The following is a 25,687-nucleotide window of genomic DNA, read 5'->3' as shown; positions in this document are numbered from 1 at the left end:
CGGGACATTGTGAGATGCCCCGGGAGGTGCTCCTGGCGGAGACGGAGGGATTCGAACCCTCGATCCAGGTTTTGGCCCAGATGCTCCCTTAGCAGGGGAGTGCCTTCGACCTCTCGGCCACGTCTCCCAAACTTTCTGTCGCACAGGGAGTCAGTGCGACGAAGCCAAGATGATAGCGGGCCGGGTCGATAAGGTCAATGTCTGACGAACATTATTTGTGCCAACGTGGCGTCTCATCACGCAATTCATTCACATGAACGCCACAAAACAAACGGGACGCTCTAGAGCGCCCCGTTTTTCCCGCCACTTATGCCTGATCGAGTTCGAAGGCCTTATGCAGCGCGCGTACCGCGAGCTCCATGTACTTTTCGTCGATCAACACCGAAATCTTGATCTCCGAGGTCGAGATCATCTGAATGTTGATGCCCTCTTCCGACAGCGTGCGGAACATCTTGCTGGCGATGCCGACGTGCGAGCGCATCCCGACGCCGACCACCGACACCTTCGACACCTTCGGGTCGCCCAGCACCTGCTCGGCCTGGACGTGCGCCTTTACCGTGCCGGTGAGGATTTCCATTGCACGCGCATAGTCGCCGCGGCCAACCGTGAACGTGAATGCCGTCTTGCCCTCGACGCTCTGGTTCTGGATGATCATGTCGACATCGATATTCGCGTCCGCCACCGGGCCGAGAATCTGATACGCGATGCCCGGCTTGTCGGGCACGCCCATCACGGCGATACGAGCTTCGTCGCGCTGGAACGCGATACCCGAGATGACTGCTTTTTCCATGGTCTCGTCTTCTTCAAAAGTAATCAGGGTGCCCGACTTCATTTCTTCGTCGAGTGGCATCAGCGGATCGGTCAGGCTCGACAGCACGCGCGTTTTCACCTGATATTTGCCGGCGAATTCCACCGAGCGGATCTGCAGCACCTTCGAACCCAGGCTGGCCATTTCCAGCATTTCTTCGAACGTCACGCGGTCGAGCCGGCGCGCTTCTTCAACGACGCGCGGGTCAGTCGTGTACACACCGTCGACGTCCGTGTAGATCAGGCACTCGTCGGCCTTCAGCGCGGCCGCGACCGCGACTGCCGACGTGTCCGAGCCGCCGCGGCCGAGCGTCGTGATGTGGCCGTCCGGGTCAATGCCCTGGAAGCCGGTGATCACGACCACCTTGCCGGCTGCGAGGTCTTGCATGACGCGCTCGCCGTCGATGTCGCTGATGCGCGCTTTCGTAAACGCGCTATCGGTCTTGACCGGCACCTGCCAGCCTGCGTAGCTGACCGCTTCGACGCCGGCTTCCTGCAGCGCGATCGCGAGCAGACCCGAGCTGACCTGCTCGCCGGTGGCGGCGATCATGTCGAGCTCACGCGGGCTCGGTTGAGTCGTGATTTCTTTCGCGAGGCCAAGCAGGCGATTGGTTTCGCCGGACATTGCCGACGGCACGACGACCATCTGATGGCCGGCCTTGTGCCATTTCGCGACGCGCATGGCGACGTTCTTGATGCGCTCGACCGAGCCCATCGAGGTGCCGCCGTATTTATGTACGATGAGTGCCATTGTCGTTCTGAACTGGAAGAGAAACCGCGCTGGCGCGCTGGAGACGACCGCACAGAAAGCACAGGGGCGCAACGTCTCGTGAACGGCGGCAAAGTGTGTGGCGGCGTAGATGCAGCACGCGTGCAGCACGCGCGGATTTGCCCGGGATGAAATCGCAAATGGCTGATCGGAATTGAACGGCGACGACGGATCACGCACGCCTGCCGACACTAACGACCGATAGCGACAAAAGCGACGGCGAAATCGGGTCGGGCAAACAAGCTAAAGTACCTGATTAGGCGCAAAAAGACAAGACGCAACGAGCGCTCAAATGCGTCGAATCAGGCCTGCAATGGCCTGTTTTATGGTTGATTTGCGCCCTGTTTCACGCTTTCGACATCTGCACGCACGGCTTGCGCGACTGTCCGACCGGCGCTCAGGCGATCAGCAGATCCTCGCGCCAGACGATTTTCACGCACGCTTCGCGCTCTGGAGATGCGTCGCGCACGGTCCCGCGATTCAGGCCGATCAGCGGCACGAACAGCAGTTCATCGCCAACGTAAAGCAATGGCACGTCGCGCTTCCATGCGGGAATGCCGCGCTCCTGAAACAGGTTCTTCAGCGTGCGGCTCGGCGTGTTCGGCACACCGACGCGCATGCGTTCTCCGCCGCGGCGCGCCCGCACGCTTAGAGAGGCTCGTTGCAGGACGCTGACGGGAACCATGTCGCATGCTTCGTTACGTGGCGCTGCGTCGGAAGCAGCGGCTTCATCCACCATCGCGAACACGAACGTGCCGCGCCATTGCGGCAAATGCCAGATCTCTTGCCCTTGCCACGCGAGTTCACTGATCTCGCGCTCGACGAGCGCGGTTTCGTCGGCGGGTTCGCTGCTATCGCCGGCTTCCCAGTAGACGAGGCCGCGATAGCTGCGCAACGCATGCCCCGCATGATCGATGCGGAGCCGATGTCCGTCCTGCCCCGCAGCCACTTCGCGCAACTGCCGCAGTGCATCCGCGACACGCGCGCTCGATGCCGCGACGAAGCCGAGCGTACGCATCCAGTAGCGCAGCAGATTCAGCGCGCGATCGTCGTCGAGAGCGAGCAGCGCGTCGTGCGCGAGGGCGCGTCCTTCATCGCGCGACGCGCTTTCCATGTCGGCGCGCGCGAGCGTGTCGAGCAATCGCTGCGCCGATGCCGAATGCGCGGCCGTGCGCGCGAGCGCATCGCGATAGCCCGGGAAGTGCACCGCGAGCACCGGCATCACCTGATGACGCAAGGCGTTGCGCGCATAACGCGTGTCCGCGTTCGATTCGTCGTCGATCCAGCGCAGCTTGCGCGCGCTCGCATAGTGTTCGAGCTGCGCGCGCAGCAGATGCAAAAGCGGCCGCACACGTGTCGTCGACGCACCTGTCGGCAGCGTGCCGGGCGCCATCGCCGCGAGACCCGCGAGCCCCGCGCCGCGCAGCAGTTGCAGCAGCACGGTCTCGGCCTGATCGTCCGCATGCTGCGCGAGCCATAGCGTGCCAATGCCGTGCGTTGCGCACATCGCTTCGAGCGCGCGATAACGCGCGTCGCGTGCCGCGGCCTCGATGCTCAGGCCCGGCGCGCGCGAAACATCCACGCGTCGCGCGTCGAATTCGACGCCACGTTCGCGCGCGAAAGCCTCGCAGTGCGCGAGCCACGTATCGGCATGTGGACTCAAACCATGATGCACGTGCAGCGCGATACAGCGCGACGCACCCGCGACGCGCACCGCCGCATCTAGGAGCACGCTCGAATCGACGCCGCCGCTGAATGCGACCGCAATGCGCGCGTTCGAATCGAGCCCGGACAGCGCGGCGCCGAGCGCCTCGATCACGAGGCGCTCGGCGGATGAGTCGGCGGTGGTGGTCACGTCGTTAGCGCGGAAAGCGCCGGTGGACGAAAGAGACAGGCCAACGCGCGGGCTTATGCGCCCGGCGTCGTTTCCTTGAATTTGCCGTACGCCATCAGCCGTTCGAAACGGCGTTCGCGCAGGTCGTTGGTGCTCATACCCTGGAACTGGCGCAGCGAATCGGCGAGCGCACGGCGCAGCATCGCCGCCATGCCCTTCGGATCGCGATGCGCGCCGCCGAGCGGCTCGTTGACGATCTTGTCGATCAGACCGAGCGCCTTCAGACGATGCGCGGTCAGGCCGAGCGCCTCCGCTGCTTCCGGTGCCTTGGCGGCGCTTTTCCACAGGATCGATGCGCAGCCTTCCGGCGAGATTACCGAGTAAGTCGAGAACTGCAACATCAGCACGCTGTCGCCCACCGCGATAGCGAGTGCGCCGCCCGAGCCGCCCTCGCCGATGATCGTCGCGATCAGCGGCGTCTTCAGCTCGGCCATCACGTACAGGTTGCGGCCGATCGCTTCGGACTGGCCGCGCTCTTCCGCGCCGATGCCCGGGTACGCGCCCGGCGTGTCGATGAACGTGAAGATCGGCAGGCCGAACTTCTCGGCGAGGCGCATCAGCCGCTCGGCCTTGCGATAGCCTTCCGGACGCGGCATGCCGAAGTTGCGCAGCGCGCGCTCCTTGGTGTCGCGGCCCTTCTGATGACCGATCACCATGCACGCCTGGCCGTTGAACCGCGCGAGACCGCCGACGATCGACAGATCGTCCGCGAAGTTGCGGTCGCCATGCAGTTCATGGAAATCGGTAAACAGCTCGCTCACGTAGTCGAACGTGTACGGACGCTGCGGATGACGGGCGATTTGCGAAACCTGCCACGGTGTGAGGTTCGCATACAGATCTTTGGTGAGCTGCTGGCTCTTCTTGGACAGCCGCTCGATCTCTTCCGAAATATCGACGGCCGAGTCGTCCTGCACGAAGCGCAATTCTTCGATCTTCGCTTCGAGTTCAGCGATCGGCTGTTCGAAATCCAGAAACGTGGTCTTCATTGGTTGTAATCCTTGGACTTACCGGGCAGCGCGTATTCTAACCGTGTGCGCCGATGTCAAAACCATTTCTCAACTATCGATATCATATACGCAATAGTCTTTGAAACGGCTTCGTTTCCTGTTCTTCTTTAGTAGTCGACCGGTAACGGATCGAGACTACGCCACATGTACCAGGTCGCCACCGTGCGCCACGGCTCCCAGTTCGCGGCAACCTCGCGCGCTTCGCTGCGCGTGACGGGTTCGCCGCTGAAATAGTTGACGCTGATCGCGCGGATCAGGCCGAGGTCGTCGAGCGGTAGCACGTCGGGACGCGACAGGTTGAAAATCAGGAACATCTCCGCGGTCCAGCGGCCGATGCCGCGAATCTGCGTGAGTTCGGCGATCACCGCCTCGTCGTCCATCGACGTCCACTTGCCGACGTGCAACGCGCCCGACACGAAATGCCTCGCGAGATCGAGCACGTATTCGGCCTTGCGTTTCGACAAACCGCACGCGGTCAGCTTCTCGAGACCGAGCTTGATGAACTGCTGCGGCACGAGCTTCGGACACGCGACTTCGACCCTCGCCCACACGGCCTGCGCCGAGGCGACCGAGATCTGCTGGCCGACCACCGAGCGCGCCAGCGTGACGAAAGGATCGCCACGACTCAGCAAATGCACGGGGCCGAACTTCGGAATCAGCTTCTTCAAAATGCGATCGCGCTTGACGAGATCCGCGCACGCCTTGTCCCAATACGCGGGACGCGTGACTTCAGGCGCGAGACCGCCGATCTGCACCGGCACCGCGACTTCGTTCGCGAGCGATGCGACACCGGCCGCTTCGCCGCCCGCGCTGGCCGTGCTCGCCGAGGTGGCCGATACGCGCGTCTTGCGCACGACTTCGCCCGCGTTCGTGTCGCGCGCGAGTTCCTGCACGTCGCCGGCGAGCTCGGCCGCGAGTTTGGCCGGCAACGCACCGTTGCCCTTCGCACGCGACGCCGTTTTCGCGCGTTTCGCAGGCGCGTGCGCAGCTTCAGTGGCCGCGCCATTGAGCGAGCGTTTGGCCGCGCTCTTCTTTGCCGCGGTCGAGTCGGCTTTCGCCGCCGCCCCGCCCGCTTTCGAGGGCGCTTTGTCTACCGCGCCGTCGCCCGCACGAGTCGACTGAGCTGCGGCAGCCGATGCTGCGGCAGCCGATGCTGCGGCAGCCGATGCTGCGGCAGCCGATGCCGCGGCAGCCGATGCCGCGGCTGCCGCACTGGTTTGAGACGCCGCGCGTTTAGCCGGCGTCTTCGTGGCCGTTGCCATCCTGCCTCCTGCCTGGCGAGTCGTTCAGAGGGAAGTACGAGGTGCGCTCACACGCGCCGCCACTCGGTCAACCCGCCGGGTTTGTCTTCAAGGGCAACGCCGGCATCGAGCAATTCGGCCCGGATCCGGTCTGCTGCCGCATAGTCCTTTGCCTGCTTGGCGGCGATGCGCGCGGCGATCTTCGCTTCGATCGCGGCGGGCTCGAGCGCGCCTTCGGCTGCAGCACCCGCTGCCTGCTGCAGGTATGCACGCGGTTCGCGTCCGAGCAGCCCGAGCACCGCGCCAAGCGCGCGCAATTGACGGGCCAGCGCGGGGTCGCGCGTGCGGTTCACTTCGGTGGCCAGCTCGAACAGCACCGACACGGCCACCGGCGTGTTGAAGTCGTCGTTCATTGCCGCCTGGAAACGCTGCGCGTACGCTTCGTTCCAGTCGAGCACGGCGCTATCGGGCGTCACGTCTTTCAACGCCGTGTACAAACGCGCGAGTGCATTGCGCGCGTCGTCGATATGTACGTCGCTGTAGTTCAACGGCGAGCGGTAATGCGCGCGCGCGATGAAGAAACGCACCACCTCTGCATCGTACTGCGCGAGCACTTCGCGAATCGTAAAAAAATTGTTCAACGACTTCGACATCTTCTCATTGTCGATCTGTACGTAGCCGTTGTGCATCCAGTAATTGACGAATGTTTGTCCGGTCGCGGCCTCACTTTGCGCGATCTCGTTTTCGTGGTGCGGAAACTGCAGGTCCTGGCCGCCGCCGTGAATGTCGAACTGTTCACCGAGCAGCGTGCAGCCCATCGCCGAGCACTCGATGTGCCAGCCGGGACGACCGCGCCCGTACTTCGAATCCCAGCCGCTGTCGGCCGGTTCCTCGGGCTTCGCCTGCTTCCACAGCACGAAGTCGAGCGGGTCCTGTTTCGCGTCGTTGGCCGCGACGCGTTCGCCAGCGCGCAGGTCTTCGAGCGACTTGCCCGACAGCTTGCCGTAGCCTGCGAATTTGCGTACCGCGTAGTTGACGTCGCCGTCGCTCGCCTGGTAGGCGTAGCCGTTTTTCTCGAGCGTCTCGATCATGCCGAGCATCTGCGGAATGAAGTCGGTCGCGCGCGGCTCGATGTCCGGACGCTCGATGCCGAGCGCGTCCGCGTCTTCATGCAGCGCGGCGATGAAGCGATCGGTCAGCGATTTGATGGTTTCACCGTTCTCGACTGCGCGCTTGATGATCTTGTCGTCGATATCGGTAATGTTGCGCACGTAAGTCACGTTGTAGCCAAGCGCACGCAACCAGCGCTGCACGATGTCGAACACGACCATCACCCGCGCATGACCGACGTGACAATAGTCGTACACGGTCATCCCGCAGACGTACATCCGCACGACACCTTCGCGCAGCGGCACGAAAGTCTGTTTGTCACGCGCGAGCGTGTTGTAAATGCGCAGAGATTCCATAGAGAGCGGTGCGTGGGCCGAAAGAAGTCCGCATTGTGCTTCATGCGCGCCGCGACCCGCGAAACGAACAGGAGAACGGGTGCATCGCATACAGCTGAAACCGGCGCACCTCGTGCGGCGATCAGGCTGCAGACGAGGCTGCGAACCGGGCGGAGACGGCCACGAGTGGCGAAAAGACAGTCGGCGGTTCGACGGAACGCGCAGACCTTTTGTTAGAATGGCTCGGAGTATAACATCCAGACCTGAGCCTATGAAACACTCCAGCGGCCGCGCGCACAGCGCTGCGACCCTCGCCGCGACTGCGTTTGGCAACGTTGTCGGTGGCGTTACTTTGGAAGCGGCGCGTGCCCTCGCGTGGCGCGTCACCGTCGTTGCCGCACTTGCCGCGGTGCCGGTCGCGAGCGCTTATGCGCAGAAGACCGCGGTGATGCCGCAAGGCCCCGCCGTGCGTGACAATACGCCGGAAATCGACGCGTCGATCGCGCAGAAAAACTGGCAAGCCGCGCTGACCCAACTCGATGCGCGCGTCGCCGCGAATCCGCGCGACGCACAAGCGAAGTTCAAACGTGCAAACGTGCTCGTGCATCTGAATCGCGACGACGAAGCGATCACAGCGTTCACCGAACTCACGCAGCTGTATCCCGAGTTGCCCGAGCCGTACAACAACCTCGCCACACTCTTCGCGAGACAAGGCCGTCTGACCGAAGCGCGCGCGGCGCTCGAGATGGCCACTCAGGTCAATCCGAACTACGGCCTCGCGTTCGAGAACCTCGGTGACCTCTATCTGCGCCTCGCCGATGCCGCGTACCGTCGCGCGGAGAGCCTCGGCAAGGCGAGCCCGAGGACCGCGCAGCGTCTCGCGGATATCCAGAAGGTCGTGTCGCCGGCAACGCCCGCTGCCGCGGCGTCACAGCCTGCCGCCGAGCAGACGACCGTGCCCGCCGCGCACCCCACGTCGAACATCACGGACAGCCCGAGCTTCCAGTTCGGCGGCCCGAATGGCTCGCTCGCCATGCCGCCGTACATGGCGCCGTCGCGCTGAGCGCCGGGCTCGTCGCCTGCCGCAAGTTTTCTCCAACCCCGAGGACTTTCATGAAATGGTTGATGTTGGCGCTCGGCAGCGCCGCCCTGATCGCAAACGCACCCGCCTTTGCGCAGTCCGGTTCGCAGGCCGCTCATCCTTCCGTGCTGCTGAAGACGTCGGAGGGTGACATCCGCGTCGAGCTGTATCCCGAAAAAGCGCCAAAGACGGTCGCCAATTTCCTCGACTACGTGAAAGCCGGCCAATATAGCGGCACGATCTTCCATCGCGTGATTCCGGGCTTCATGATCCAGGGCGGCGGCTATACGCAGAGCTTCGTCGAGAAGCCGACGCGCGCGCCGATTCCGCTCGAGAGCCGCACCGGTCTGAAGAACACCGCTGGCACGATCGCGATGGCACGCACCAGCGACCCGAATTCGGCCACCGCGCAGTTCTTCATCAACACGGTGGACAATGCCAATCTCGACTACCCGAATCCGGACGGCAACGGCTACGCGGTATTCGGCAAGGTCACGAGCGGCATGGACGTCGTGAAACGCATCGAAGCCACGCCCACCACCACGCGCGGCCCGATGAGCGATGTGCCGCAGAAGCCGGTCGTGATCCAGTCGGCGACGGTGGTGAGCAAGTAAAAGAACGGGCAAGCAAACCCGCGCGGCCGAAGCCCGGCCCCAACCAACGCCCCGGCGCGGCCGGTCGTCAGCACATGACGACGCGCCGCGCCTTTTATCCACCTGTTCATCAAAGGATTCCATCATGGTTGAACTGCATACGAACCACGGCCTCATCAAACTCGAGCTGAATGCCGAAAAGGCACCGAAGTCGGTCGAGAACTTCCTGAACTACGTGAAGGCCGGCCACTACGACAACACGGTGTTTCACCGCGTGATCGACGGCTTCATGATCCAGGGCGGCGGCTTCGAACCCGGCATGAAGCAGAAGCCGACGGCCGAGCCGATCACCAACGAGGCGAACAACGGTCTGAAGAACGAGAACGGCTCGATCGCGATGGCGCGTACCAACGACCCTCATTCGGCGACCGCGCAATTCTTCATCAACGTGAACGACAACGACTTTCTGAACCACTCGTCGCCGACGCCGCAAGGCTGGGGCTATGCGGTGTTCGGCAAGGTCATCGAAGGCATGGACGTGGTCGAGAAGATCAAGAAGGTCAAGACCGGTTCGAAGGGCTTCCATCAGGACGTGCCGGTCGATGATGTCGTGATCGAAAAAGCTGTCGTCGTCGGCTAAACCGTGAGTGAGTCGCGCCTCATGCGGGCGTCGACTCCTTTGAACTGAAATCAGGCACCTTCAATGCTGCAAGAGACGCCGCTGCGAAGCGTCGCCGCGGGCGTGCCAGGCGAGGGCCGACGCCCGCACGCCGCGCGCCCTTTTTTCTTCCTCTCCGATCTGCATCTGAGCGAGGCGATTCCGCGCACGGTCGCCGCGTTCGAGCATTTCATCCGCGTGAGCGCGGAAGCGGCCGACTCGGTGTTCATCCTCGGCGACCTGTTCGAGTACTGGGTCGGCGACGACATGCTGAGCGAGCCGTTCGTCGCCCATATTGCGGCGCTGCTGCACACGCTGTCCGAGCGCGGCATCGCGCTTTACATCATGCACGGCAACCGCGACTTTCTGCTGGGCAAGCGCTTCATGAAAGCGGCCGGCGCGATCTGGCTGCCCGATCCGTTCGTGATTACCGCGTTCGGCACGCGCATTGCGCTCGCCCATGGCGATGGTCTGTGCACCGCGGATCGCGGCTATCAGTTGTTCAGGTGTTTCGCGCGCAATCGACTCGCGCAGATTCTGTTTCTCGCGTGGCCGTTTCGTTGGCGTCGCAAGCTCGCCGAGAACATGCGCTCGAAGAGCGAGCATGGCCGCACGCGGCCGATGCCGATCAAGTATGACGTGACCCCGCAAGGTGTCGCCGCGCTGTTCAGGAAATCGAAGACCGCGACGATCATTCATGGGCATACCCATCTGCCCGCGCGGCATCGCGAGCCGGGCGGCACGCGCTGGGTTCTGCCCGACTGGGATTTCGATCACGGCGAGCGCCGGGGCGGCTATCTGAAGATCGATGCCGACGGGATTCGAGCGTTGCCGCTGGATTGACCTCGTGGGTACGGCGTGCGCTTCGCGCTGCCGAGGCGCCGATACCTAGCGCTCCCCCGCCAGCCCCTCCACCTTCCCCCCGATCGCCGCCGATAGCCGCCGCAAATCGAGCAACGCCGCATCCGCGCCTTGCAGACCTTCGAGGCTCGTGCCGAGCCGCTCGAGCGCATCGACGATTTCATCGATACGTCGCGCCTGAGTAGCCGCATGGTCGATCAGACCGTGAATCGCGAGCGAAACCGGATCGTCCGCGTTGGGCGTGATGCCGTATGCGCAAAACGCGCTGATTTCGCTGCCGCGCTTCGCGTCACGCGCGGCGTTGTTCGCATTCGGGTTCGCACCGTTCGCACCGTTCGCAGCCGCCGCGGCCGGCACGATGATCCGCGCCGGATTGCCGAGCGCCGTGCCACGCGCGGGCACCGGCTTCGTCACGACCGCGTTCGATCCGATCTTCGCGTCCGCGCCGACGGTGAAGCCGCCGAGCACCTTCGCGCCCGCACCGACGATCACACCACGCTCGAGCGTCGGATGCCGCTTCGCGCCGCGCGTGAGCGACGTGCCACCGAGCGTCACACCCTGGTAGATCGTGCAGTCGTCGCCGATCTGCGCGGTCTCGCCGATCACGACGCCCATGCCGTGATCGATGAACACGCGCCGCCCGACGCTCGCGCCCGGATGAATCTCGATGCCGGTCATGAAGCGCGCCATCTGGGACACGAAACGCGCGAGCCAGCGGCGCTTCGCGCGCCAGCACGCGTGAGCGATCCGATGCAGCACGAGCGCGTGCAGCCCCGGATAACACGTGAGCACTTCCCATGCGCTGCGGGCAGCGGGATCGCGCTCGCGGATGGTGGCGATATCTTCGCGAAGTCTCGTGAACATGGCAGGGACTGTATTGTTGGGGGAAAACCGTCTGCGTGAGCGAATCCGCGCGGTTTGCGCATGCGCGGGACTCTGCGTTTCGCGCCATAGCTAACGGCATCGCTGCCGCTTGGCACGGCGGCAGCTTTGCTTCTAACGTTTCGTGGATTGTAGGGCGATTGCGCGAAACCTGCCGGAAGTCCCCGTCACCTGCAAGGTTGTCGTCAGACGAAGGCGGCGCATCAGGTGCGCCGTCACGGGCTGGTCAACGGACCGTCAGCCGGTCCGCCTGGTCTTGAGCAGGATGTGCTTGGCGATGCCGCGCACGATGTTGACCTCCTCGCGCTCGAGGCCCGAGCGCGCGAAGAGCCGCCGCAGCCGTGACATCAGCTTCTTCGGATTGGCCGGATCGAGAAACTCGAGCGCGACCAGTGCGCTTTCCAGATGCGCGAACATGCTCTCGATCTCGTCGCTGGCCGCCATCTGCGCACGTGGAGCGGCGGATTCGGCCGGCGCCGCGTGCGCTCCCGCGGTGGGTGCGCCGTCGCTCGCTTCGTCGGCGCCGAGGTACGCGGTGCGTAGCTCGTAGGCGAGCACCTGCACCGCCTGCGCGAGATTGAGCGAGCTATAGGCCGGATTGGCCGGAATATGCGCGATCGCGCTGCATCGCTCGACGTCCTCGTTCGACAAGCCCGTGCGCTCGTTGCCAAACACCAGCGCGATCTCGCCGTGCATCGCCTCAGCGTGCGCGGCGGCGGCAGCCGCACGCGGCGTCCATTGCGGCGGACCGTATTCGCGCAGCCGCGCGGTCAGCGCAATCGACCAGTGCACGCCAGTCAGTGCATCGGCGAGCGACGGCACCACGTGCACGGAGGCGAGTACGTCGTCGGCGCCGCTCGCCATCGCGATCGCTTCGGGGTCGTTCTGCACGTTCGGCACGCGCGGCGACACGAGCACGAGCCGCGAAAAGCCCATGGTTTTCAGCGCGCGCGCCGCGGCGCCGACATTGCCCGGATGGCTGGGCTCGACCAGCACGAAACGCGTCGACGTGAAGCCGCCGCGCAAATCGGCCACGGCGGGGTCGGAGGAATGGTGGGTGTGATCCACGATGAAACTCGGCTGGCTAGGACTCAAGACGCGTATGGTAGCGCCAACGGGCACCTATGCCGAATCAGGCGCACGCGCGAGCCACGCGCGCGGACGAGGGCGCAGCATCGGGCCGGCACCGGCGGGCGCCTGTGCGGTACATCAGCCGCACGTGAGCGAGCACCTGCGCGAGGGCGCCCGGACTCAGGTAAAATACCGCTTTTCGCGTCCGGCGCCGACGTTTGCTGAAGCTTGCGTCGAACCGGTCGCACCGTTCTTATTCAATTCGTCTCCGTCGACGGAATGCTCTCCGGTTTGATAGCCGGTCTGCCGTTCCGTGCTGTTTTTGCGTCGTTGCGGCGCCCGTCAGCGCAGTTTCGCGCTTATTTACCGGCCGGCAGCCGTGCTGCCCCGGCACAAGGATCAGTTTATGCATCCCATGCTCAATATCGCTGTGAAGGCCGCGCGCCGCGCAGCTCAAATCATCAGCCGCGCATCGCTCGATCTCGACCTGATTCAGGTCAGCAAAAAGCAGCACAACGATTTCGTCACGGAGGTCGACAAAGCGTCCGAAGCGGCGATCATCGAAACGCTGAAGACCGCTTATCCCGATCACGCCATCCTCGCCGAAGAGTCGGGCAAGTCGGACCACGATTCCGAATACCAGTGGATCATCGATCCGCTCGACGGCACCACCAACTTCATCCACGGCTTCCCTTACTACTGCGTGTCGATCGCGCTCGCGCACAAGGGCGTCGTCACGCAGGCCGTCGTCTACGATCCGACCCGCAACGATCTGTTCACCGCATCGCGCGGCCGTGGCGCGTTTCTCAACGATCGCCGCATCCGCGTCGCCAAGCGTGACCGCCTGGCCGACTGCCTGATCGGCACCGGCTTTCCGTTCCGCGCGCAGGACAGCCTCGAATCGTACGGCCGTCAGTTCGCCGAGATGACCGAAGCCTGCGCCGGCCTGCGCCGTCCGGGCGCCGCCGCGCTCGATCTGGCCAACGTCGCGGCCGGCCACATGGACGGCTTCTTCGAGCAGGGCCTGAACGCATGGGACGTCGCGGCGGGCAGCCTGCTGATCACCGAAGCCGGCGGCCTGGTCGGCAACTACACCGGTGATTCGGAGTTCCTGCACGTCGGCGAAGTCGTCGCGGGCAACCCGAAGGTCTACGCGCAGATGATTCCGATCCTGTCGCGCTACAGCCGCACGCGCCAGCAGTCGGCGTAAGGTGCGCCGCCGCGGCAGGTCCGCGGCAACGCATAACGGTTGCAGAGAAAAGCGGCTTCGGCCGCTTTTCTGTTGGCGGCGCTCCAGTGTCCGGAGCGTCGTGCTAAAAAGCGGGAAGTTATTCGGGACGGTACTCGGCCGGGACCGTTCCCTGCTCCATGCCGCTTTGACCCTGCCCGACTTTCGCCCCGGGCGCAGCCTCCAATCTGCCCCATGAAAAAAGGCTTCCATACGATCATCGCGGCACAGTTCATTTCGTCGCTGGCCGACAATGCGCTGTTGATCGCCGCCATCGCCCTGCTTTCCGTGATGCGCTCGGCCGCGTGGGTTACGCCGCTGCTGCAGATTTTTTTCACGATCTCGTACGTGCTGCTCGCGCCGTTCGTCGGCGCGTTCGCCGATTCGATGCAGAAGCGCCACGTGATGTTCATCTCCAACGCGCTGAAAGCGAGCGGCTGCCTGATGATGATTCTGGGCGTTCATCCGATGATCGCCTACGGCGTGGTCGGCTTCGGCGCAGCCGCGTATTCGCCCGCCAAGTACGGCATCCTCACCGAGCTGCTGCCCGCCGGAAAGCTCGTGCAGGCGAACGCGTGGCTTGAATCGGCGACGGTGCTGTCGACGATCGCCGGCACGATGCTCGGCGGTGCGCTGATCAGCACCGTCGTCGAGCATTTCGTCACGCGTGCGCATATGCCGCTGATCCGCTCGGCCGCCGATCTCGCGATGGGCGCGGTCATGCTCACCTACGCGATCGCCGCCGCGATCAACATCTTCATTCCGGACACTGGCGCGCGCTATCCGAACCGGCTGACCGAGCCGAATAAGCTGGTCGGCGATTTCCATCACTGCTTCCGGGTGCTGTGGGCCGACAAGCTCGCGCAGATCGCGCTGTGGGTGACCACGCTGATGTGGGGCGCCGCGGTGACGATGCAGCTGCTGGTGCTCAAATGGGCGAACGTGAACCTCGGGCTGTCGTTGTCGAAGGCGGCGGTGATGCAAGGCGTGACCGGCTTCGGCATCGCGATCGGCGCGGCGGGCGCGGCCGCGCTGATTCCATTGCGCCACTCGCTGAAGGTGTTGCCGGTCGGCGTGCTGACGGGCGCGGTGGCGATCGCGATGGCCTTCTACAACAAGGACCTGTTCCCGGCGGGCGCGGGCCTGCGCTTCGGCACGCACGTCGCGCCCTACTACATTCTGCTGGCCTATCCGCTGATGATCGTGCTCGGTGCGTTGTCGGGCTTTTTCATCGTGCCGATGAATGCGATCCTGCAGCATCGCGGCGCGACGCTGCTGTCGGCCGGTCACTCGATCGCCGTGCAGAATTTCAACCAGAACCTCGCGGTGCTGCTGATGCTCGGCGTGTACGCGCTGCTGCTCACGGCGAAGATGCCCGCCCAGTGGATCATCGTCGTGTTCGGCACCTTCATCACGCTGCTGATGTGGCTCGCGAAACGCCGCAGCGCGGCGAACGAACGCAGGGTGGACATGCGGGCGATGATCGAGGAATGAATGCATCACGGTGCTCCAGCAATGACAGCGCGAGGCTCGGCTCGACGGCCGTAACCCGCCGCGACGGCGTGCAACCCCCGCTTTGATCGAATAGGTCATGCTGACATTCAGCTCTTGTGTTGGGCATCGTCCGTTCGGCCAGGGTCCGCTCGCCGCGCCGGCGGGTTAAACTCACGCCCTGAGCATCTACCGCAAGAAGACACGAAGGATGGGTATTCAAACCGCAGCGTCCAACGACGTCGCACAACACACGCCGATGATGCAGCAGTACCTGCGCATCAAGGCGGAGCATCCGGGCACGCTGGTGTTCTACCGGATGGGCGACTTCTACGAACTCTTTTTCGATGACGCGGAAAAAGCCGCGCGCCTGCTCGACCTGACGCTCACGCAGCGCGGCGCGTCGGCGGGCAATCCGATCAAGATGGCCGGCGTGCCGCATCACGCTGTCGAACAGTATCTGGCCAAGCTCGTGAAGCTCGGCGAATCGGTCGCGATCTGCGAACAGATCGGCGACCCGGCCACCTCGAAAGGCCCGGTCGAGCGCAAGGTCATGCGCGTGGTTACGCCTGGCACGCTGACCGACGCCGCGCTGCTGTCCGACAAGAGCGACGTCTATCTGCTCGCGCTGGGCGTCGCGCACAATCGCCGCGGTGTCGCCACGAGCGTCGGTCTCGCGTGGCTCAATCTCGCGAGCGGCGCGCTGCGCCTCGCCGAAGTCGCGCCCGATCAGGTCGCCGCCGCGCTGGAGCGCATCCGTCCCGCGGAAATTCTGGTCGCCGACGCCAGCGCCGATTCGACCAGCTGGACACCGCCTGTCAACGCCAGCGCGCTCAAGCGTGTACCGGCCTGGCACTTCGATATCACCTCGGGCACGAAGCGCCTGTGCGACCAGCTCGAAGTCGCTAGCCTCGACGGCTTCGGCGCGCATTCGCTCGGCTGCGCGTGCGGCGCGGCCGGCGCGTTGCTGCTGTATGCGGCGTCCACGCAGGGCCAGCAACTGCGCCATGTGCGCAGCCTGAAGGTCGAATACGAATCCGAATACATCGGCCTCGATCCGGCCACGCGCCGCAACCTCGAACTCACGGAGACACTGCGCGGCACCGAATCGCCGACGCTGTGCTCGCTGCTCGACACCTGCTGCACGACGATGGGCAGCCGCCTGCTGCGGCACTGGCTGCATCATCCGCCGCGCGATTCGGCGGTGGCGCAGGCACGTCAGCAGGCGATCGGCGCGTTGCTCGACGCGCCGCCGGGCGCCGACCTCGATACATTGCGCAGCGCATTGCGGCAGATTTCGGACATCGAACGGATCACCGGACGTCTCGCGCTGCTGTCGGCGCGGCCGCGCGATCTGTCAAGCCTGCGCGATACCTTCATCGCGCTGCCTGCATTGCGCGCGCAGCTCGCGGCGGTGGCCTCGAACGCGGATTCGCTTGCGCGCATCGACGCGGCGCTCGAACCGCCGCACGCGTGCGTCGATTTGCTGAAGCTCGCGGTCGCGCAAGAGCCGGCCGCGATGGTGCGCGACGGCGGCGTCATCGCGCGTGGTTATGACGCCGAGCTCGACGAACTGCGCGATATTTCGGAGAACTGCGGACAGTTCCTGATCGATCTCGAAACACGCGAACGCGCGCGCACCGGCATCAGCAATCTGCGCGTTGAGTACAACAAGGTGCACGGCTTCTATATCGAAGTCACGCGCGGCCAGACCGACAAGGTGCCGGACGACTATCGCCGTCGGCAAACGCTGAAGAATGCCGAGCGCTATATCACGCCGGAGCTGAAAACCTTCGAGGACAAAGCGCTGTCCGCGCAGGAACGCGCGCTCGCGCGCGAACGCGCACTGTACGACGCGTTGTTGCAATCGTTGCTGCCGTTCATTCCCGACTGTCAGCGCGTTGCGCTCGCGCTCGCCGAACTCGATCTGCTGGCCGCGCTCGGCGAACGCGCTCGCGCGCTCGACTGGGTTGCGCCGACGTTCTCGGCGAACGCGGGTATCGACATCGAGCAGGGTCGTCATCCGGTGGTCGAGGCGCAGGTCGAGCAGTTCATCGCCAACGATTGCTCACTCGCGGCCGAGCGCAAGCTGCTGTTGATCACCGGTCCCAACATGGGCGGTAAGTCGACTTTCATGCGCCAGACCGCGCTGATCGCGCTGCTCGCTTACGTGGGCAGCTATGTACCGGCGCGGCGCGCGGCCTTCGGACCGATCGACCGCATCTTCACGCGCATCGGCGCGGCCGACGACCTCGCCGGCGGCCGCTCGACCTTCATGGTGGAGATGACCGAAGCCGCCGCGATCCTCAACGACGCGACACCGCAAAGCCTCGTGCTGATGGACGAGATCGGCCGCGGCACGTCGACGTTCGACGGCCTCGCGCTCGCGTGGGCGATCGCGCGCCACCTGCTCGCCCACAACGGCTGCTACACGCTGTTCGCGACGCACTATTTCGAGCTGACGCAACTACCCGCGGAGTTTCCGCACGCGGCCAACGTGCATCTGTCGGCAGTCGAGCACGGGCACGGCATCGTGTTCCTGCACGCGGTCAACGAAGGGCCCGCCAATCAGAGCTACGGTCTGCAGGTCGCGCAACTCGCCGGCGTGCCGAACGCGGTGATCCGCGCGGCACGCAAGCATCTCGCGCATCTGGAGCAGCAATCGGCCGCGCAGCCCGCGCCGCAACTCGATCTGTTCGCGACGCAGCCTGCCATGCTCGCCGAAGACGCGGACGACGACCACGAGGCGGCGAGCGACGCAACGCCTGCGTCGCTCGCGATGCAGACGCTCGTCGAGCGTCTGCGCGGCATCGATCCGAACGATCTGCGGCCGCGCGAAGCGCTCGATCTGCTGTACGAACTGCATGAACTGGCCGTCGCGCCGGATGCGGACCACTGACACGGCGGGACACCCGCCGCGCCCGCGCGGGCTTCGCGCGGCGCTGCGCCAAGTGCTCGCACCGGCAGGCGGCATCGTCGTGCTCGTGGCAGTGTGCGCATGGACCGCGCCGGCGCGCGCTGAGGCCTCGCGCTTCGCGTTCGCGGTGATTTCCGGCACGATGCACAGCCCCGCCGACGAAGCCGCCACGCAACGGCTGCTCGAGGCGATCGGCCGCGAGCGCGACGTGCGCTTCATCGTCTACGACGGCAATCTGAAGGGGCCAAAGGAAGTTTGCCGCGACGCGCTGTTCGAGCGCCGCCACGCGCTGCTCGACAGCTCGCGCACCGCCCTCTTCTTTATCCCCGGCCAGCATGACTGGGTCGATTGCGGCACGGCGGAAGCCGGCGGCTTCGATCCGGTCGAGCGGCTCGACCAGTTGCGGCAAACGCTGTTCGCCGATCCAACGTCGATGGGGCAGAACCCGATCGCGTTGACGCGCGAGAGCGAGGTGTCGCGCTTCCGCCCGTTCCGTGAAAACGTGCGCTGGGTGGTCAACGAAAAAACGAACGACAAAGCGAACACCAAAGCCGGCGACATCGTCTTCATCGGCCTGAACGCGCCAGGTCCGAACAACCACTACCTGAGCGCGGGCGGCCGCAACGGCGAGTTCGAAGATCGCGTGATCGCCAACGCATTCTGGCTCGAGCACGCGGCCGAATACGCGAAGCGCCGCGACGCGCGCGCGATCGTCGTGTTCATTCAAGGCGACTTCGACCCGGAGCGCTACGAGCGACACGAACGGTTCGCCTGGCTGCACTTCGCACATAGCTCGCGCCGCGACGGCTTTCTGGAATTCAAGCGCAGTCTGGTCAAGCTCGCGCAGATTTTCCCCGGACCCGTGGTCGTCATTCATGCAGACGACGACCGGCCGGCCGGCGGTTTCGTCATCGATCAGCCGCTACGCAACGACAAGGGGACGGTCGTGACGAACCTCACGCGCATTGCGCTCGCGCCGCATGATCGTCTCAACCAATGGATTCAGATAGAAGCGGATTTCGGCAGGAAGCCGCCGTTCAGAGTCAGCGTGCGCGACGTGCCGAAGCAGATGCCGCTGCCCGCCACGCCGCCGGTCTTGCCGCCCGCATCGCCGCGCGACGAATCCGGCGCGTCGATGCCGGTTGCGCCGGAGATGCCGAATGTGGAAGGTTTCGGGCCGGCGTCGGAATTGCCGCCCGTATTGCAGACGCCTGGAGAGTCGCAGGAGCAGCAGCCGCGCATCCCGTCCGACCAGGGCGGCAGCGACTATGGGCCCGCTATCTCGATGCCGCCGGGGTCGATACTGCCAGCCTCGCCTGCGTTGCCCGCATCGGTGCCGCCTGCCCCCGTGACGACACCGCGCATGCCCGCAAGCTCAGTGCAGGGTCGGTTTTGAGCTGTCTTCTTCGTCCTCGTCTTCATCGTCGTCGAGAACTTCGAGGCCGTCCGCGCCATGCGCGTGCTCGTGCTGGATTTCGTCTTCAGTAGCCGGACGCACGTCTCTGACGGTCAACGCGAAACGCAGCGCCATGCCGGCGAGCGGATGATTGCCATCGAGCACGACCTTGTCTTCCGCGACGTCGGTCACCACGTACACCAGCGCATCGATTTCCTCGTCGCCATCTTCCGGGGTGCCTTCGAACTGCATGCCGACTTCGAGCGGTTCCGGGAAGCGATCGCGCGGCTCGATCTTCACAAGCTCGGGATCGTATTCGCCGAACGCGTCTTGCGGCTCGAGCTGGATCTGGGTCTCGAAGCCAGCCTCGTGGCCGTCGAGCTCTTCCTCGATCTTGGGGAACGTGCCATCATAGCCGCCGTGAAGATAGACCATCGGCTCTTCGCTTTCCTCGATCAGATTGCCCTGCGCATCCGACAGCTTGTAGGCGACCGACACGACGGTGTTCTTTGCGATTTTCATTCGATTCTCCAAAATACAACTCACATTATACGATGCCCAGGCGGCCCACTCACCTCCCGGCCGATGCAGGTTCGGCAAGCAATTCGCCGTCTACTGCAAAGCCGGCCACGCGGCCCATTCTTCCGCCCTCGCCCGACGTTCCGACCGCACTTCTCGGCCATCTGAGCCCGTCGCAATTCATGCGCCGCTACTGGCAGAAAAAGCCGCTGCTGATCCGTCAGGCGATTCCGGACATCGAAGCGCCGCTGTCGCGCGACGAGCTGTTCGAGCTGGCCGATCGGGACGACGTCGAAGCGCGCCTGATCACGCACTTCCGCAACAAATGGCAGCTGGAGCACGGCCCGTTCGCGCCCGACGAACTGCCGTCCGTCAAACAGCGCGCATGGACACTGCTCGTGCAGGGCGTGGATCTGCACGACGACCGCGCGCGCGCGTTGCTCGACCGTTTCCGTTTCGTGCCGGACGCGCGTCTCGACGACCTGATGATTTCGTATGCGACCGATAGCGGCGGCGTCGGCCCGCACTTCGATTCCTACGATGTGTTTCTTTTGCAAGTAAAAGGCAAGCGCCGCTGGCGCATTAGCGCGCAGAAAGATCTGACGCTGCAGCCCGGCTTGCCGTTGAAGGTTTTACAGCACTTCGAGCACGCACAGGAGTGGGTACTCGAGCCCGGCGACATGCTGTACCTGCCGCCGCACATCGCGCACGACGGCATCGCCGAGGGCGAATGCATGACCTGCTCGATCGGTTTTCGCGCGCCCTCCGAAAGCGAGCTGACCGCGCAGTTCCTCTACCACCTGGCCGAGCGCGGAGAGGCCACGGGCAAGGCGGGCGCCCTTTATCGCGACCCACGGCAGGCCGCCGTCGAACAGCCGGCCGAGTTGCCCGCGGCGCTCGTCGAACGGGTGGGCGCGATGCTTGCTAAAGTGCGATGGAATGAGCAGGACATTGCGTCGTTCCTTGGCACGTACCTCAGCGAACCCAAGCCGAGTGTCGTCTTCGATCCGCCGCAACGGCCGCTCAACGAAGCCCGTTTCATCGGCGCGGCGTCGAGATCCGGTCTACGGCTCGATCGCAAGACTAACCTGTTGTATGAACGACGTTTTTTCTTCGTAAATGGAGAAGAAATATCGTGGACCGGCGCGAAAAAATGGCTGTTTGAACTCGCAAATCTGCGGTGCATGAGTGCGATACGCTTTGTAACACTATCGCACGATTCATCGGTGACAGCACTGCTACACGAGTGGTATTGTGCGGGCTGGATACAGGTAGGCGAGATTGCGTAACTCTGCCCGCCTGTTATACCGTACGGTGAAATTTTGTATGAGAAAGACAACGTATTGACCCGCATTTATCGACTGTCAGTACGAAAGTGCATATAATTTCCGCCCAAGCCGTAGGGAAGATTCCAGCTCGTCAAAAGAGCATCTCCACCAGCGGCCCAGGTCGGTGTTGGAGCACATTACCGGTTTTATTTTGCGCTGTTGCTTACCTTTAAACCATAAAAGGACGTGATCATGAAGAAATCCCTCCTCGTAGCATCCCTGTTGGCAGTTGTGGCACTCGCTGCATGCAACAAGAGCAACGATCAGGCTGCTGCACCGTCGGAAGCTGCGTCCGCACCGGCGGCAGCATCGCCTGCTGAAGCAGCATCGCCGGCAGTTGCGGCATCGCCGGCTGAAGCAGCATCGCCGGCCGAAGCAGCATCGCCGGCAATGGCAGCATCGCCGGCTGAAGCAGCATCGCCGGCAGCAGGCGCAAGCCAGTAAGCCGCAACGGTTCGGCGCTGTAGCGGCGCTCCCGCTACAGCGCCTGCGCATGAAACGTTTGGAGGCTGGCCGGAAACGGCGCGAGCCGCAAACGGGAAAAGAAAAACGCCACGGATTCACATCCGTGGCGTTTTGTCATTCAGGGCCGCTTTCCGCTGCGGAGCTCGTCGCATGTGTGGAACACATCCCCTATCGAACCGGCGCCGCTGGCCCAGCGCTCTCCTCAAAGAACTCACGCACCACGTCGATCTCGCGGGTGCGCTTGAACGGCGGCAGACTCTGCCAGATGCGGCGGCCATAAGGTTTATCGACGAGACGTGTATCGCAGATCATCAGCACGCCACGATCGGTCTCCGCGCGAATCAGCCGGCCGGCGCCCTGCTTCAGCGTGATGACGGCCTGCGGCAGCTGATGCACGGCGAACGGGCTCAAGCCCTTCTTCGTCAGTGCGTCGAGCCGCGCGGCCAGTACGGGATCGTCCGGCGGCGCAAACGGCAGCTTGTCGATCACGACCAGCGACAGCGCGTCGCCGCGCACGTCCACCCCTTCCCAGAAGCTCTGACTGCCGACCAGGATCGCATTGCCGTAGGCGCGAAAGCGGTCGAGCAGTTCGGTGCGGCTCGCATCGCCCTGCACGAGCAGCGGATAATCCCAGCCGCGCGACTCGATCGCGTCGCGCAGCTTCGCCGAGATACGATCCACCGCGCGCAGCGTCGTGCACAGCATGAAGACGCCGCCGCCCGAGGCTTCGATCGCGGGCAATGCGGCATCGAACACGGCGTCGGTGAACATCGGCGATGACGGCTGTGGCAGATTGCGCGGTACGTACAGAAGCCCTTGCGATGGATAGTCGAATGGGCTCGGCAATGTCATCGAGCGCTTCGAGTTCAAGCCCATCTGCGCCGCATAGTGCGTGAAGTCGCCGCGCACCGACAGCGTCGCCGATGTGAAGATCCACGCGCGCGGTACGCCGGCGCGCTGCTTCGCGAAAATCGGCGCGACCGACAACGGCGTTTCGTGCAGCTGCACCGTGTGCGAGAACACCTCGATCCAGCGCACCTTTTCATTCGGATCGGCGCGCTCCGCGCTGGCGTCACCCTCGCGGGTCGCAACCGCGTCGCGTTCTGCACTCGTGGGTGGCATGGTCCAGCCGCTCAGCACGTCCTGCAACTCGCGCGCGCGACGCAAACACGCGCCGAGCGATTCGGCTCGCTCGGCCTGGCCCGCCAACGCCGAGGCCAACGCGTCGAGCTCGGCCTCGAGCGTCTCGAGCGCGGCGAACAGCGGGTGATCGTCGGGCAGCTGGCCGATCGACAGACGCACCGAGTCTTCCTTGAACGCGAGCCGCACGTCGCGCGCGGCGCGCTCGAGCGTCGCGCCGAGCTTGACCCAATCGACCGCATCGCGTGCGTGACCGAGGCCCTCGGCCACCGAATCGCGTGCGAGTTCGAGAAACTGCGCGGTCGATAGCGTCTCGCCGAAAAACAGCGTCGCGGTTTCGGGCAGCTGGTGCGCTTCGTCGAAGATGACCGTATTCGCAGTCGGCAGCAGCTCCGCCATGCCGGTATCGCGCAGCATGATGTCGGCGAAAAACAGATGGTGGTTGACCACCACGATATCGGCCTGCTGCGCTTCGCGGCGCGCCTGCATCACGAAGCAGTCCTTGTAGTGGGGACACTCCTGGCCGAGACAGTTGTCGCGCGTCGACGTGACCATCGACCACACCTGCGCCGTTTCCGGCACGCTCGCGAGTTCGGCCTTGTCGCCGGTGCGCGTGATCTTCGCGAAGCGCACGATGTCCTGCAGATACGAGGTCTCCTGGCGCGACGGCAGACGGCCGTTGTCCGCGGTGCGTTGCAGGTAGTAATGGCACAGGTAGTTCGCGCGGCCCTTCAGCATCGCGACCGACACCGGCACCGCGAGCGCGTCGCGCACGGTCGGAATGTCGCGCTGGAACAGTTGATCCTGCAGATGCTTGGTGCCGGTCGAGACGATCACCTTGCCGCCCCACAGCATGGCCGGCACGAGGTACGCATAGGTCTTGCCGGTGCCGGTACCCGCCTCTACGATCAGCGTATTCTCACCACCGTCGACGCCATCGGCTTGCGCGTTGCTCCCGGTCGACTCAGAGACGGCTTCGGCGCCGGTCTGCTGCAGGCGCCGCGCCGGGCGCTTCTGCGTCTCGAACATCGCGGGCTCGGGCATCGCGCGGCCCGACGCCTCCATCGCCGCGGCAACCGCGCGCGCCATCTCGATCTGCGACGCACGCGGCCGATAACCGTCGATCTGCCGTGCGAGCAGACCGTTGTCGGCGAAGATGTCGTCGAGCTCGCTCGCGCGGCGCCGATTCAGCGACACACCTGGCACCGGTGCTGCCGCGCGCGGCGCGGGCGTGCCCGAAGCAGATGCGTTGTCCGGCGCGGCCCGGGATGAAGTGTCATGCGATGAATTCAAGGCAAGCGTTCCTGCTAAGTCCGGCTCGCGCGCTGCGCGCCCGGCGCCTGCCAGGCCGCGAACTCAGGCGCGCGCGTCCGGTTCGAGCTGCAATTGCAGCAAGATGATGGTGTCCTTGACTTTAAGTTTGCGCTTTTTCAGGCGCTGCAACTCGAAGTCGTCGATGCCGGGTTCATCCGACATCCGGTCGATCAACCGGTCGAGTCCACTATGCTCCGATTCCAGTTGCAGAATGCGGTCGCGAAGTGTGTTTGCGTCGATGACGTGATGACGATCGCGCATGCTCGCCTCCTCTGGTCGGCGGCACGAACCGCGTTCGCGCGGTCCGATGCCTGAGGTTGCTGTCCGCCTCAAAACGCATTACGGCGACTACGGCGGCCCTGGCCACGACCGCCCCACGGCTTACTCTACGATACAGCCACTACAGCACGCTTACTGTTGCTCTTGTTGCTGCTTTTGCTGCTCTTCGAGCTGTTGCTGCTTCAGCTCGTCCTGACGCTTCTGCTCGGCCTTCTCGGCGGCCTGCTTTTGACGTGCTTCGACATCGAGCTTGTGCTGCGCGGCCTCGGCCTGCTTCCGCTCGAAAGTCTCCTGTTTCTGCTGGCGCTCCGCGGCCTTTTGCGCACCCTGCCGACGCGCTTCCTCGAGCTTGCGCTGGTAGTCGCTCTGCTTCTGGTCGTAGGCCTTCTGATTGGCCGCCGCCTGCGCAGGCGTGACACCATGCTGCGCCTGATCGAGCGCGTGCTGGCGCTGCTTCTCCTCGTAGGCCTGCGCATTGGCTTCGTGCTGCGGTGCCGCGGCGTTGCGCTGCGCCTGATCGAGCGCGTGCTGACGTTGCTTCTCCGCGTAGGCCTGCGCATTGGCTTCGCGCTGCGGCGCCTCGGCGTTGTGCTGCGCCTGATCGAGCGCGTGCTGACGCTGCTTTTCCTGATACGCCTGCTCGTTGCGCGCGTCTTCGGCGGCACGTTGCGGCGCTTCTGCCTCGTTTTGCGCGCGCCGCAACGCGGTGCGTTCGTCGCGTTCACGGGCGCGCTGCGCACGCTGCTCGGCGTCGAGCGCGAGCTGTTCCTTGCGGATGTCCGCCTGCACGCTGCGCATCGCGTCGCGCGCGCGGTTCAGACAGTGATTGACGAAGAAGCGGCTGTAGCAGTTGTGTTGCGCGACAGCGAATTGATAGTTGTTGTCGTCGGTGCGCTGATTGAGCACCTGTTGCCGCTCGTCGAACGACTTCTCCAGCACGGCTACATCACTTGCGCTTTGAGGGCCGTCGGCGGTTGCGGCGGCTTGCGGGCCCGAGGCCGCGACGGGCCCCGTACCTTGCGCCGGCGTCGCGCTTTGCGCCACGGCCGAGACCGGCACAACGAGCGCTGCGGCGATCACGCACGACGCGGCAGCCGTTAAAGCCGACCGACCGACCGAGCGTAAAGAAACCAGCGGCAATTGAGACGAACCCGGCAGTGAACCCGGCAGTGAACCTGACGCCAGCGAAGAGACCAGGCGGTTGAGGGACAAGGAGATTGGCAACGTCGTAGAGGGTCAACGGAACATGCCCGAAATTCTAACACCCCACGGTTGAGCCCTTTGGCATTTATGGCAAAATG

21 protein-coding genes and 1 tRNA gene are annotated in these 25,687 nt (G+C 64.4%); 10 read left to right on the top strand and 12 right to left on the bottom strand.

Going from position 1 to position 25,687, the window contains the following annotated elements:
• Nucleotides 1-33: 33 nt before the first annotated feature.
• From HDG33_RS03045 to cysS, 6 genes are all read right to left on the bottom strand, one after another.
• Nucleotides 34-127 (bottom strand) — tRNA-Ser (locus HDG33_RS03045).
• 180 nt (nucleotides 128-307) lie between these two features.
• The gene (locus HDG33_RS03040; protein WP_184022491.1) at nucleotides 308-1,558 is read right to left on the bottom strand and encodes an aspartate kinase; all 1,251 of its coding nucleotides are present in this window, start codon (nucleotides 1,556-1,558) and stop codon (nucleotides 308-310) included.
• Nucleotides 1,559-1,973: 415 nt separating this feature from the next.
• Nucleotides 1,974-3,431 carry a tRNA lysidine(34) synthetase TilS gene (gene tilS, locus HDG33_RS03035; RefSeq protein WP_184022489.1) on the bottom strand — a complete coding sequence of 486 codons (1,458 nt, stop codon included), beginning with the start codon at nucleotides 3,429-3,431 and terminating at the stop codon, nucleotides 1,974-1,976.
• Nucleotides 3,432-3,484: 53 nt separating this feature from the next.
• Nucleotides 3,485-4,456: an acetyl-CoA carboxylase carboxyltransferase subunit alpha gene (locus HDG33_RS03030; RefSeq protein ID WP_090800690.1), complete on the bottom strand. Its 972-nt coding sequence runs from the start codon at nucleotides 4,454-4,456 to the stop codon at nucleotides 3,485-3,487.
• Between the two features lie 128 nt (nucleotides 4,457-4,584).
• A complete protein-coding gene (locus HDG33_RS03025; protein ID WP_184022480.1) occupies nucleotides 4,585-5,739 on the bottom strand; it encodes a DNA-3-methyladenine glycosylase in 1,155 nt (384 codons plus the stop codon).
• 47 nt (nucleotides 5,740-5,786) lie between these two features.
• The gene (gene cysS / locus HDG33_RS03020) at nucleotides 5,787-7,184 is read right to left on the bottom strand and encodes a cysteine--tRNA ligase (protein WP_184022478.1); all 1,398 of its coding nucleotides are present in this window, start codon (nucleotides 7,182-7,184) and stop codon (nucleotides 5,787-5,789) included.
• 250 nt (nucleotides 7,185-7,434) lie between these two features.
• Here cysS and HDG33_RS03015 point away from each other — a divergent pair, with 250 nt between their 5' ends.
• From HDG33_RS03015 to HDG33_RS03000, 4 genes are all read left to right on the top strand, one after another.
• On the top strand, nucleotides 7,435-8,226 hold the full coding sequence (locus tag HDG33_RS03015) for a tetratricopeptide repeat protein (RefSeq protein ID WP_184022476.1): 792 nt from the start codon (nucleotides 7,435-7,437) through the stop codon (nucleotides 8,224-8,226).
• 50 nt (nucleotides 8,227-8,276) lie between these two features.
• The gene (locus tag HDG33_RS03010) at nucleotides 8,277-8,858 is read left to right on the top strand and encodes a peptidylprolyl isomerase (RefSeq protein ID WP_184022474.1); all 582 of its coding nucleotides are present in this window, start codon (nucleotides 8,277-8,279) and stop codon (nucleotides 8,856-8,858) included.
• Between the two features lie 124 nt (nucleotides 8,859-8,982).
• Nucleotides 8,983-9,477: a peptidylprolyl isomerase gene (locus HDG33_RS03005; protein ID WP_184022472.1), complete on the top strand. Its 495-nt coding sequence runs from the start codon at nucleotides 8,983-8,985 to the stop codon at nucleotides 9,475-9,477.
• Between the two features lie 63 nt (nucleotides 9,478-9,540).
• Nucleotides 9,541-10,338, top strand: a complete 798-nt coding sequence (locus tag HDG33_RS03000; RefSeq protein WP_184022470.1) for a UDP-2,3-diacylglucosamine diphosphatase — start codon at nucleotides 9,541-9,543, stop codon at nucleotides 10,336-10,338.
• A 45-nt stretch (nucleotides 10,339-10,383) separates the two neighbouring features.
• Here the strand turns inward: HDG33_RS03000 and cysE are convergent, their stop codons facing one another.
• Both cysE and HDG33_RS02990 read right to left on the bottom strand, forming a co-directional pair.
• Nucleotides 10,384-11,220, bottom strand: coding sequence for a serine O-acetyltransferase (gene cysE, locus HDG33_RS02995; protein WP_184022468.1), 837 nt, complete (start codon nucleotides 11,218-11,220; stop codon nucleotides 10,384-10,386).
• Between the two features lie 255 nt (nucleotides 11,221-11,475).
• Nucleotides 11,476-12,306 (bottom strand): RNA methyltransferase, encoded by an 831-nt coding sequence (locus HDG33_RS02990; protein WP_090800702.1) that lies wholly within the window; start codon nucleotides 12,304-12,306, stop codon nucleotides 11,476-11,478.
• A 409-nt stretch (nucleotides 12,307-12,715) separates the two neighbouring features.
• Between HDG33_RS02990 and HDG33_RS02985 the strand changes: the two genes are divergently transcribed.
• From HDG33_RS02985 to HDG33_RS02970, 4 genes are all read left to right on the top strand, one after another.
• A complete protein-coding gene (locus HDG33_RS02985; protein WP_184022466.1) occupies nucleotides 12,716-13,519 on the top strand; it encodes an inositol monophosphatase family protein in 804 nt (267 codons plus the stop codon).
• Between the two features lie 213 nt (nucleotides 13,520-13,732).
• Entirely contained in the window at nucleotides 13,733-15,031 is a 1,299-nt protein-coding gene (lplT, locus tag HDG33_RS02980; protein ID WP_184022464.1) for a lysophospholipid transporter LplT, read from the top strand.
• A 208-nt stretch (nucleotides 15,032-15,239) separates the two neighbouring features.
• A complete protein-coding gene (gene mutS / locus HDG33_RS02975; RefSeq protein WP_184022462.1) occupies nucleotides 15,240-17,927 on the top strand; it encodes a DNA mismatch repair protein MutS in 2,688 nt (895 codons plus the stop codon).
• The gene (locus tag HDG33_RS02970; RefSeq protein ID WP_409258953.1) at nucleotides 17,914-19,341 is read left to right on the top strand and encodes a hypothetical protein; all 1,428 of its coding nucleotides are present in this window, start codon (nucleotides 17,914-17,916) and stop codon (nucleotides 19,339-19,341) included. Before mutS ends, HDG33_RS02970 begins: the two co-directional genes overlap by 14 nt.
• On the opposite strand, the gene HDG33_RS02965 is transcribed toward HDG33_RS02970, so the two are convergent.
• Nucleotides 19,321-19,863: a peptidylprolyl isomerase gene (locus HDG33_RS02965; protein WP_184022458.1), complete on the bottom strand. Its 543-nt coding sequence runs from the start codon at nucleotides 19,861-19,863 to the stop codon at nucleotides 19,321-19,323. The two genes, HDG33_RS02970 and HDG33_RS02965, sit on opposite strands and share 21 nt — an antisense overlap.
• 32 nt (nucleotides 19,864-19,895) lie before the next feature.
• On the opposite strand from HDG33_RS02965, the gene HDG33_RS02960 reads away from it, so the two are divergent.
• Together HDG33_RS02960 and HDG33_RS37115 are read left to right on the top strand one after the other, a co-directional pair.
• Nucleotides 19,896-21,149, top strand: a complete 1,254-nt coding sequence (locus HDG33_RS02960; RefSeq protein ID WP_184022456.1) for a cupin domain-containing protein — start codon at nucleotides 19,896-19,898, stop codon at nucleotides 21,147-21,149.
• A 231-nt stretch (nucleotides 21,150-21,380) separates the two neighbouring features.
• Nucleotides 21,381-21,632, top strand: coding sequence for a hypothetical protein (locus HDG33_RS37115; RefSeq protein WP_084753953.1), 252 nt, complete (start codon nucleotides 21,381-21,383; stop codon nucleotides 21,630-21,632).
• Nucleotides 21,633-21,821: 189 nt separating this feature from the next.
• Here the strand turns inward: HDG33_RS37115 and HDG33_RS02950 are convergent, their stop codons facing one another.
• The 3 genes from HDG33_RS02950 to HDG33_RS02940 all read right to left on the bottom strand — a co-directional run bounded on the left by HDG33_RS02950 (nucleotide 21,822) and on the right by HDG33_RS02940 (nucleotide 25,466).
• The gene (locus HDG33_RS02950) at nucleotides 21,822-24,086 is read right to left on the bottom strand and encodes an ATP-dependent DNA helicase (RefSeq protein ID WP_184022452.1); all 2,265 of its coding nucleotides are present in this window, start codon (nucleotides 24,084-24,086) and stop codon (nucleotides 21,822-21,824) included.
• 63 nt (nucleotides 24,087-24,149) lie between these two features.
• Entirely contained in the window at nucleotides 24,150-24,368 is a 219-nt protein-coding gene (locus tag HDG33_RS02945) for a DUF465 domain-containing protein (RefSeq protein ID WP_013089766.1), read from the bottom strand.
• Between the two features lie 150 nt (nucleotides 24,369-24,518).
• A complete protein-coding gene (locus HDG33_RS02940) occupies nucleotides 24,519-25,466 on the bottom strand; it encodes a hypothetical protein (protein ID WP_184022450.1) in 948 nt (315 codons plus the stop codon).
• Nucleotides 25,467-25,687 lie beyond the last annotated feature (221 nt).

Origin of the sequence: Paraburkholderia sp. Cpub6, assembly GCF_014201065.1 — a bacterium.
Classification (GTDB): Bacteria; Pseudomonadota; Gammaproteobacteria; order Burkholderiales; family Burkholderiaceae; genus Paraburkholderia; species Paraburkholderia tuberum.
This window is presented reverse-complemented; position numbering and strand designations above follow the sequence as displayed.

What these genes read in the sequence shown, in the direction of transcription:
- HDG33_RS03040 (WP_184022491.1), bottom strand. Translation starts at nt 1,558, where the DNA reads ATGGCACTCATCGTACATAAATACGGCGGCACCTCGATGGGCTCGGTC.
- HDG33_RS03030 (WP_090800690.1), bottom strand. Translation starts at nt 4,456, where the DNA reads ATGAAGACCACGTTTCTGGATTTCGAACAGCCGATCGCTGAACTCGAA.
- HDG33_RS03025 (WP_184022480.1), bottom strand. Translation starts at nt 5,739, where the DNA reads ATGGCAACGGCCACGAAGACGCCGGCTAAACGCGCGGCGTCTCAAACC.
- cysS (WP_184022478.1), bottom strand. Translation starts at nt 7,184, where the DNA reads ATGGAATCTCTGCGCATTTACAACACGCTCGCGCGTGACAAACAGACT.
- HDG33_RS03015 (WP_184022476.1), top strand. Translation starts at nt 7,435, where the DNA reads ATGAAACACTCCAGCGGCCGCGCGCACAGCGCTGCGACCCTCGCCGCG.
- HDG33_RS03010 (WP_184022474.1), top strand. Translation starts at nt 8,277, where the DNA reads ATGAAATGGTTGATGTTGGCGCTCGGCAGCGCCGCCCTGATCGCAAAC.
- HDG33_RS03005 (WP_184022472.1), top strand. Translation starts at nt 8,983, where the DNA reads ATGGTTGAACTGCATACGAACCACGGCCTCATCAAACTCGAGCTGAAT.
- HDG33_RS03000 (WP_184022470.1), top strand. Translation starts at nt 9,541, where the DNA reads ATGCTGCAAGAGACGCCGCTGCGAAGCGTCGCCGCGGGCGTGCCAGGC.
- cysE (WP_184022468.1), bottom strand. Translation starts at nt 11,220, where the DNA reads ATGTTCACGAGACTTCGCGAAGATATCGCCACCATCCGCGAGCGCGAT.
- HDG33_RS02985 (WP_184022466.1), top strand. Translation starts at nt 12,716, where the DNA reads ATGCATCCCATGCTCAATATCGCTGTGAAGGCCGCGCGCCGCGCAGCT.
- lplT (WP_184022464.1), top strand. Translation starts at nt 13,733, where the DNA reads ATGAAAAAAGGCTTCCATACGATCATCGCGGCACAGTTCATTTCGTCG.
- mutS (WP_184022462.1), top strand. Translation starts at nt 15,240, where the DNA reads ATGGGTATTCAAACCGCAGCGTCCAACGACGTCGCACAACACACGCCG.
- HDG33_RS02970 (WP_409258953.1), top strand. Translation starts at nt 17,914, where the DNA reads ATGCGGACCACTGACACGGCGGGACACCCGCCGCGCCCGCGCGGGCTT.
- HDG33_RS02965 (WP_184022458.1), bottom strand. Translation starts at nt 19,863, where the DNA reads ATGAAAATCGCAAAGAACACCGTCGTGTCGGTCGCCTACAAGCTGTCG.
- HDG33_RS02960 (WP_184022456.1), top strand. Translation starts at nt 19,896, where the DNA reads ATGCCCAGGCGGCCCACTCACCTCCCGGCCGATGCAGGTTCGGCAAGC.
- HDG33_RS37115 (WP_084753953.1), top strand. Translation starts at nt 21,381, where the DNA reads ATGAAGAAATCCCTCCTCGTAGCATCCCTGTTGGCAGTTGTGGCACTC.
- HDG33_RS02945 (WP_013089766.1), bottom strand. Translation starts at nt 24,368, where the DNA reads ATGCGCGATCGTCATCACGTCATCGACGCAAACACACTTCGCGACCGC.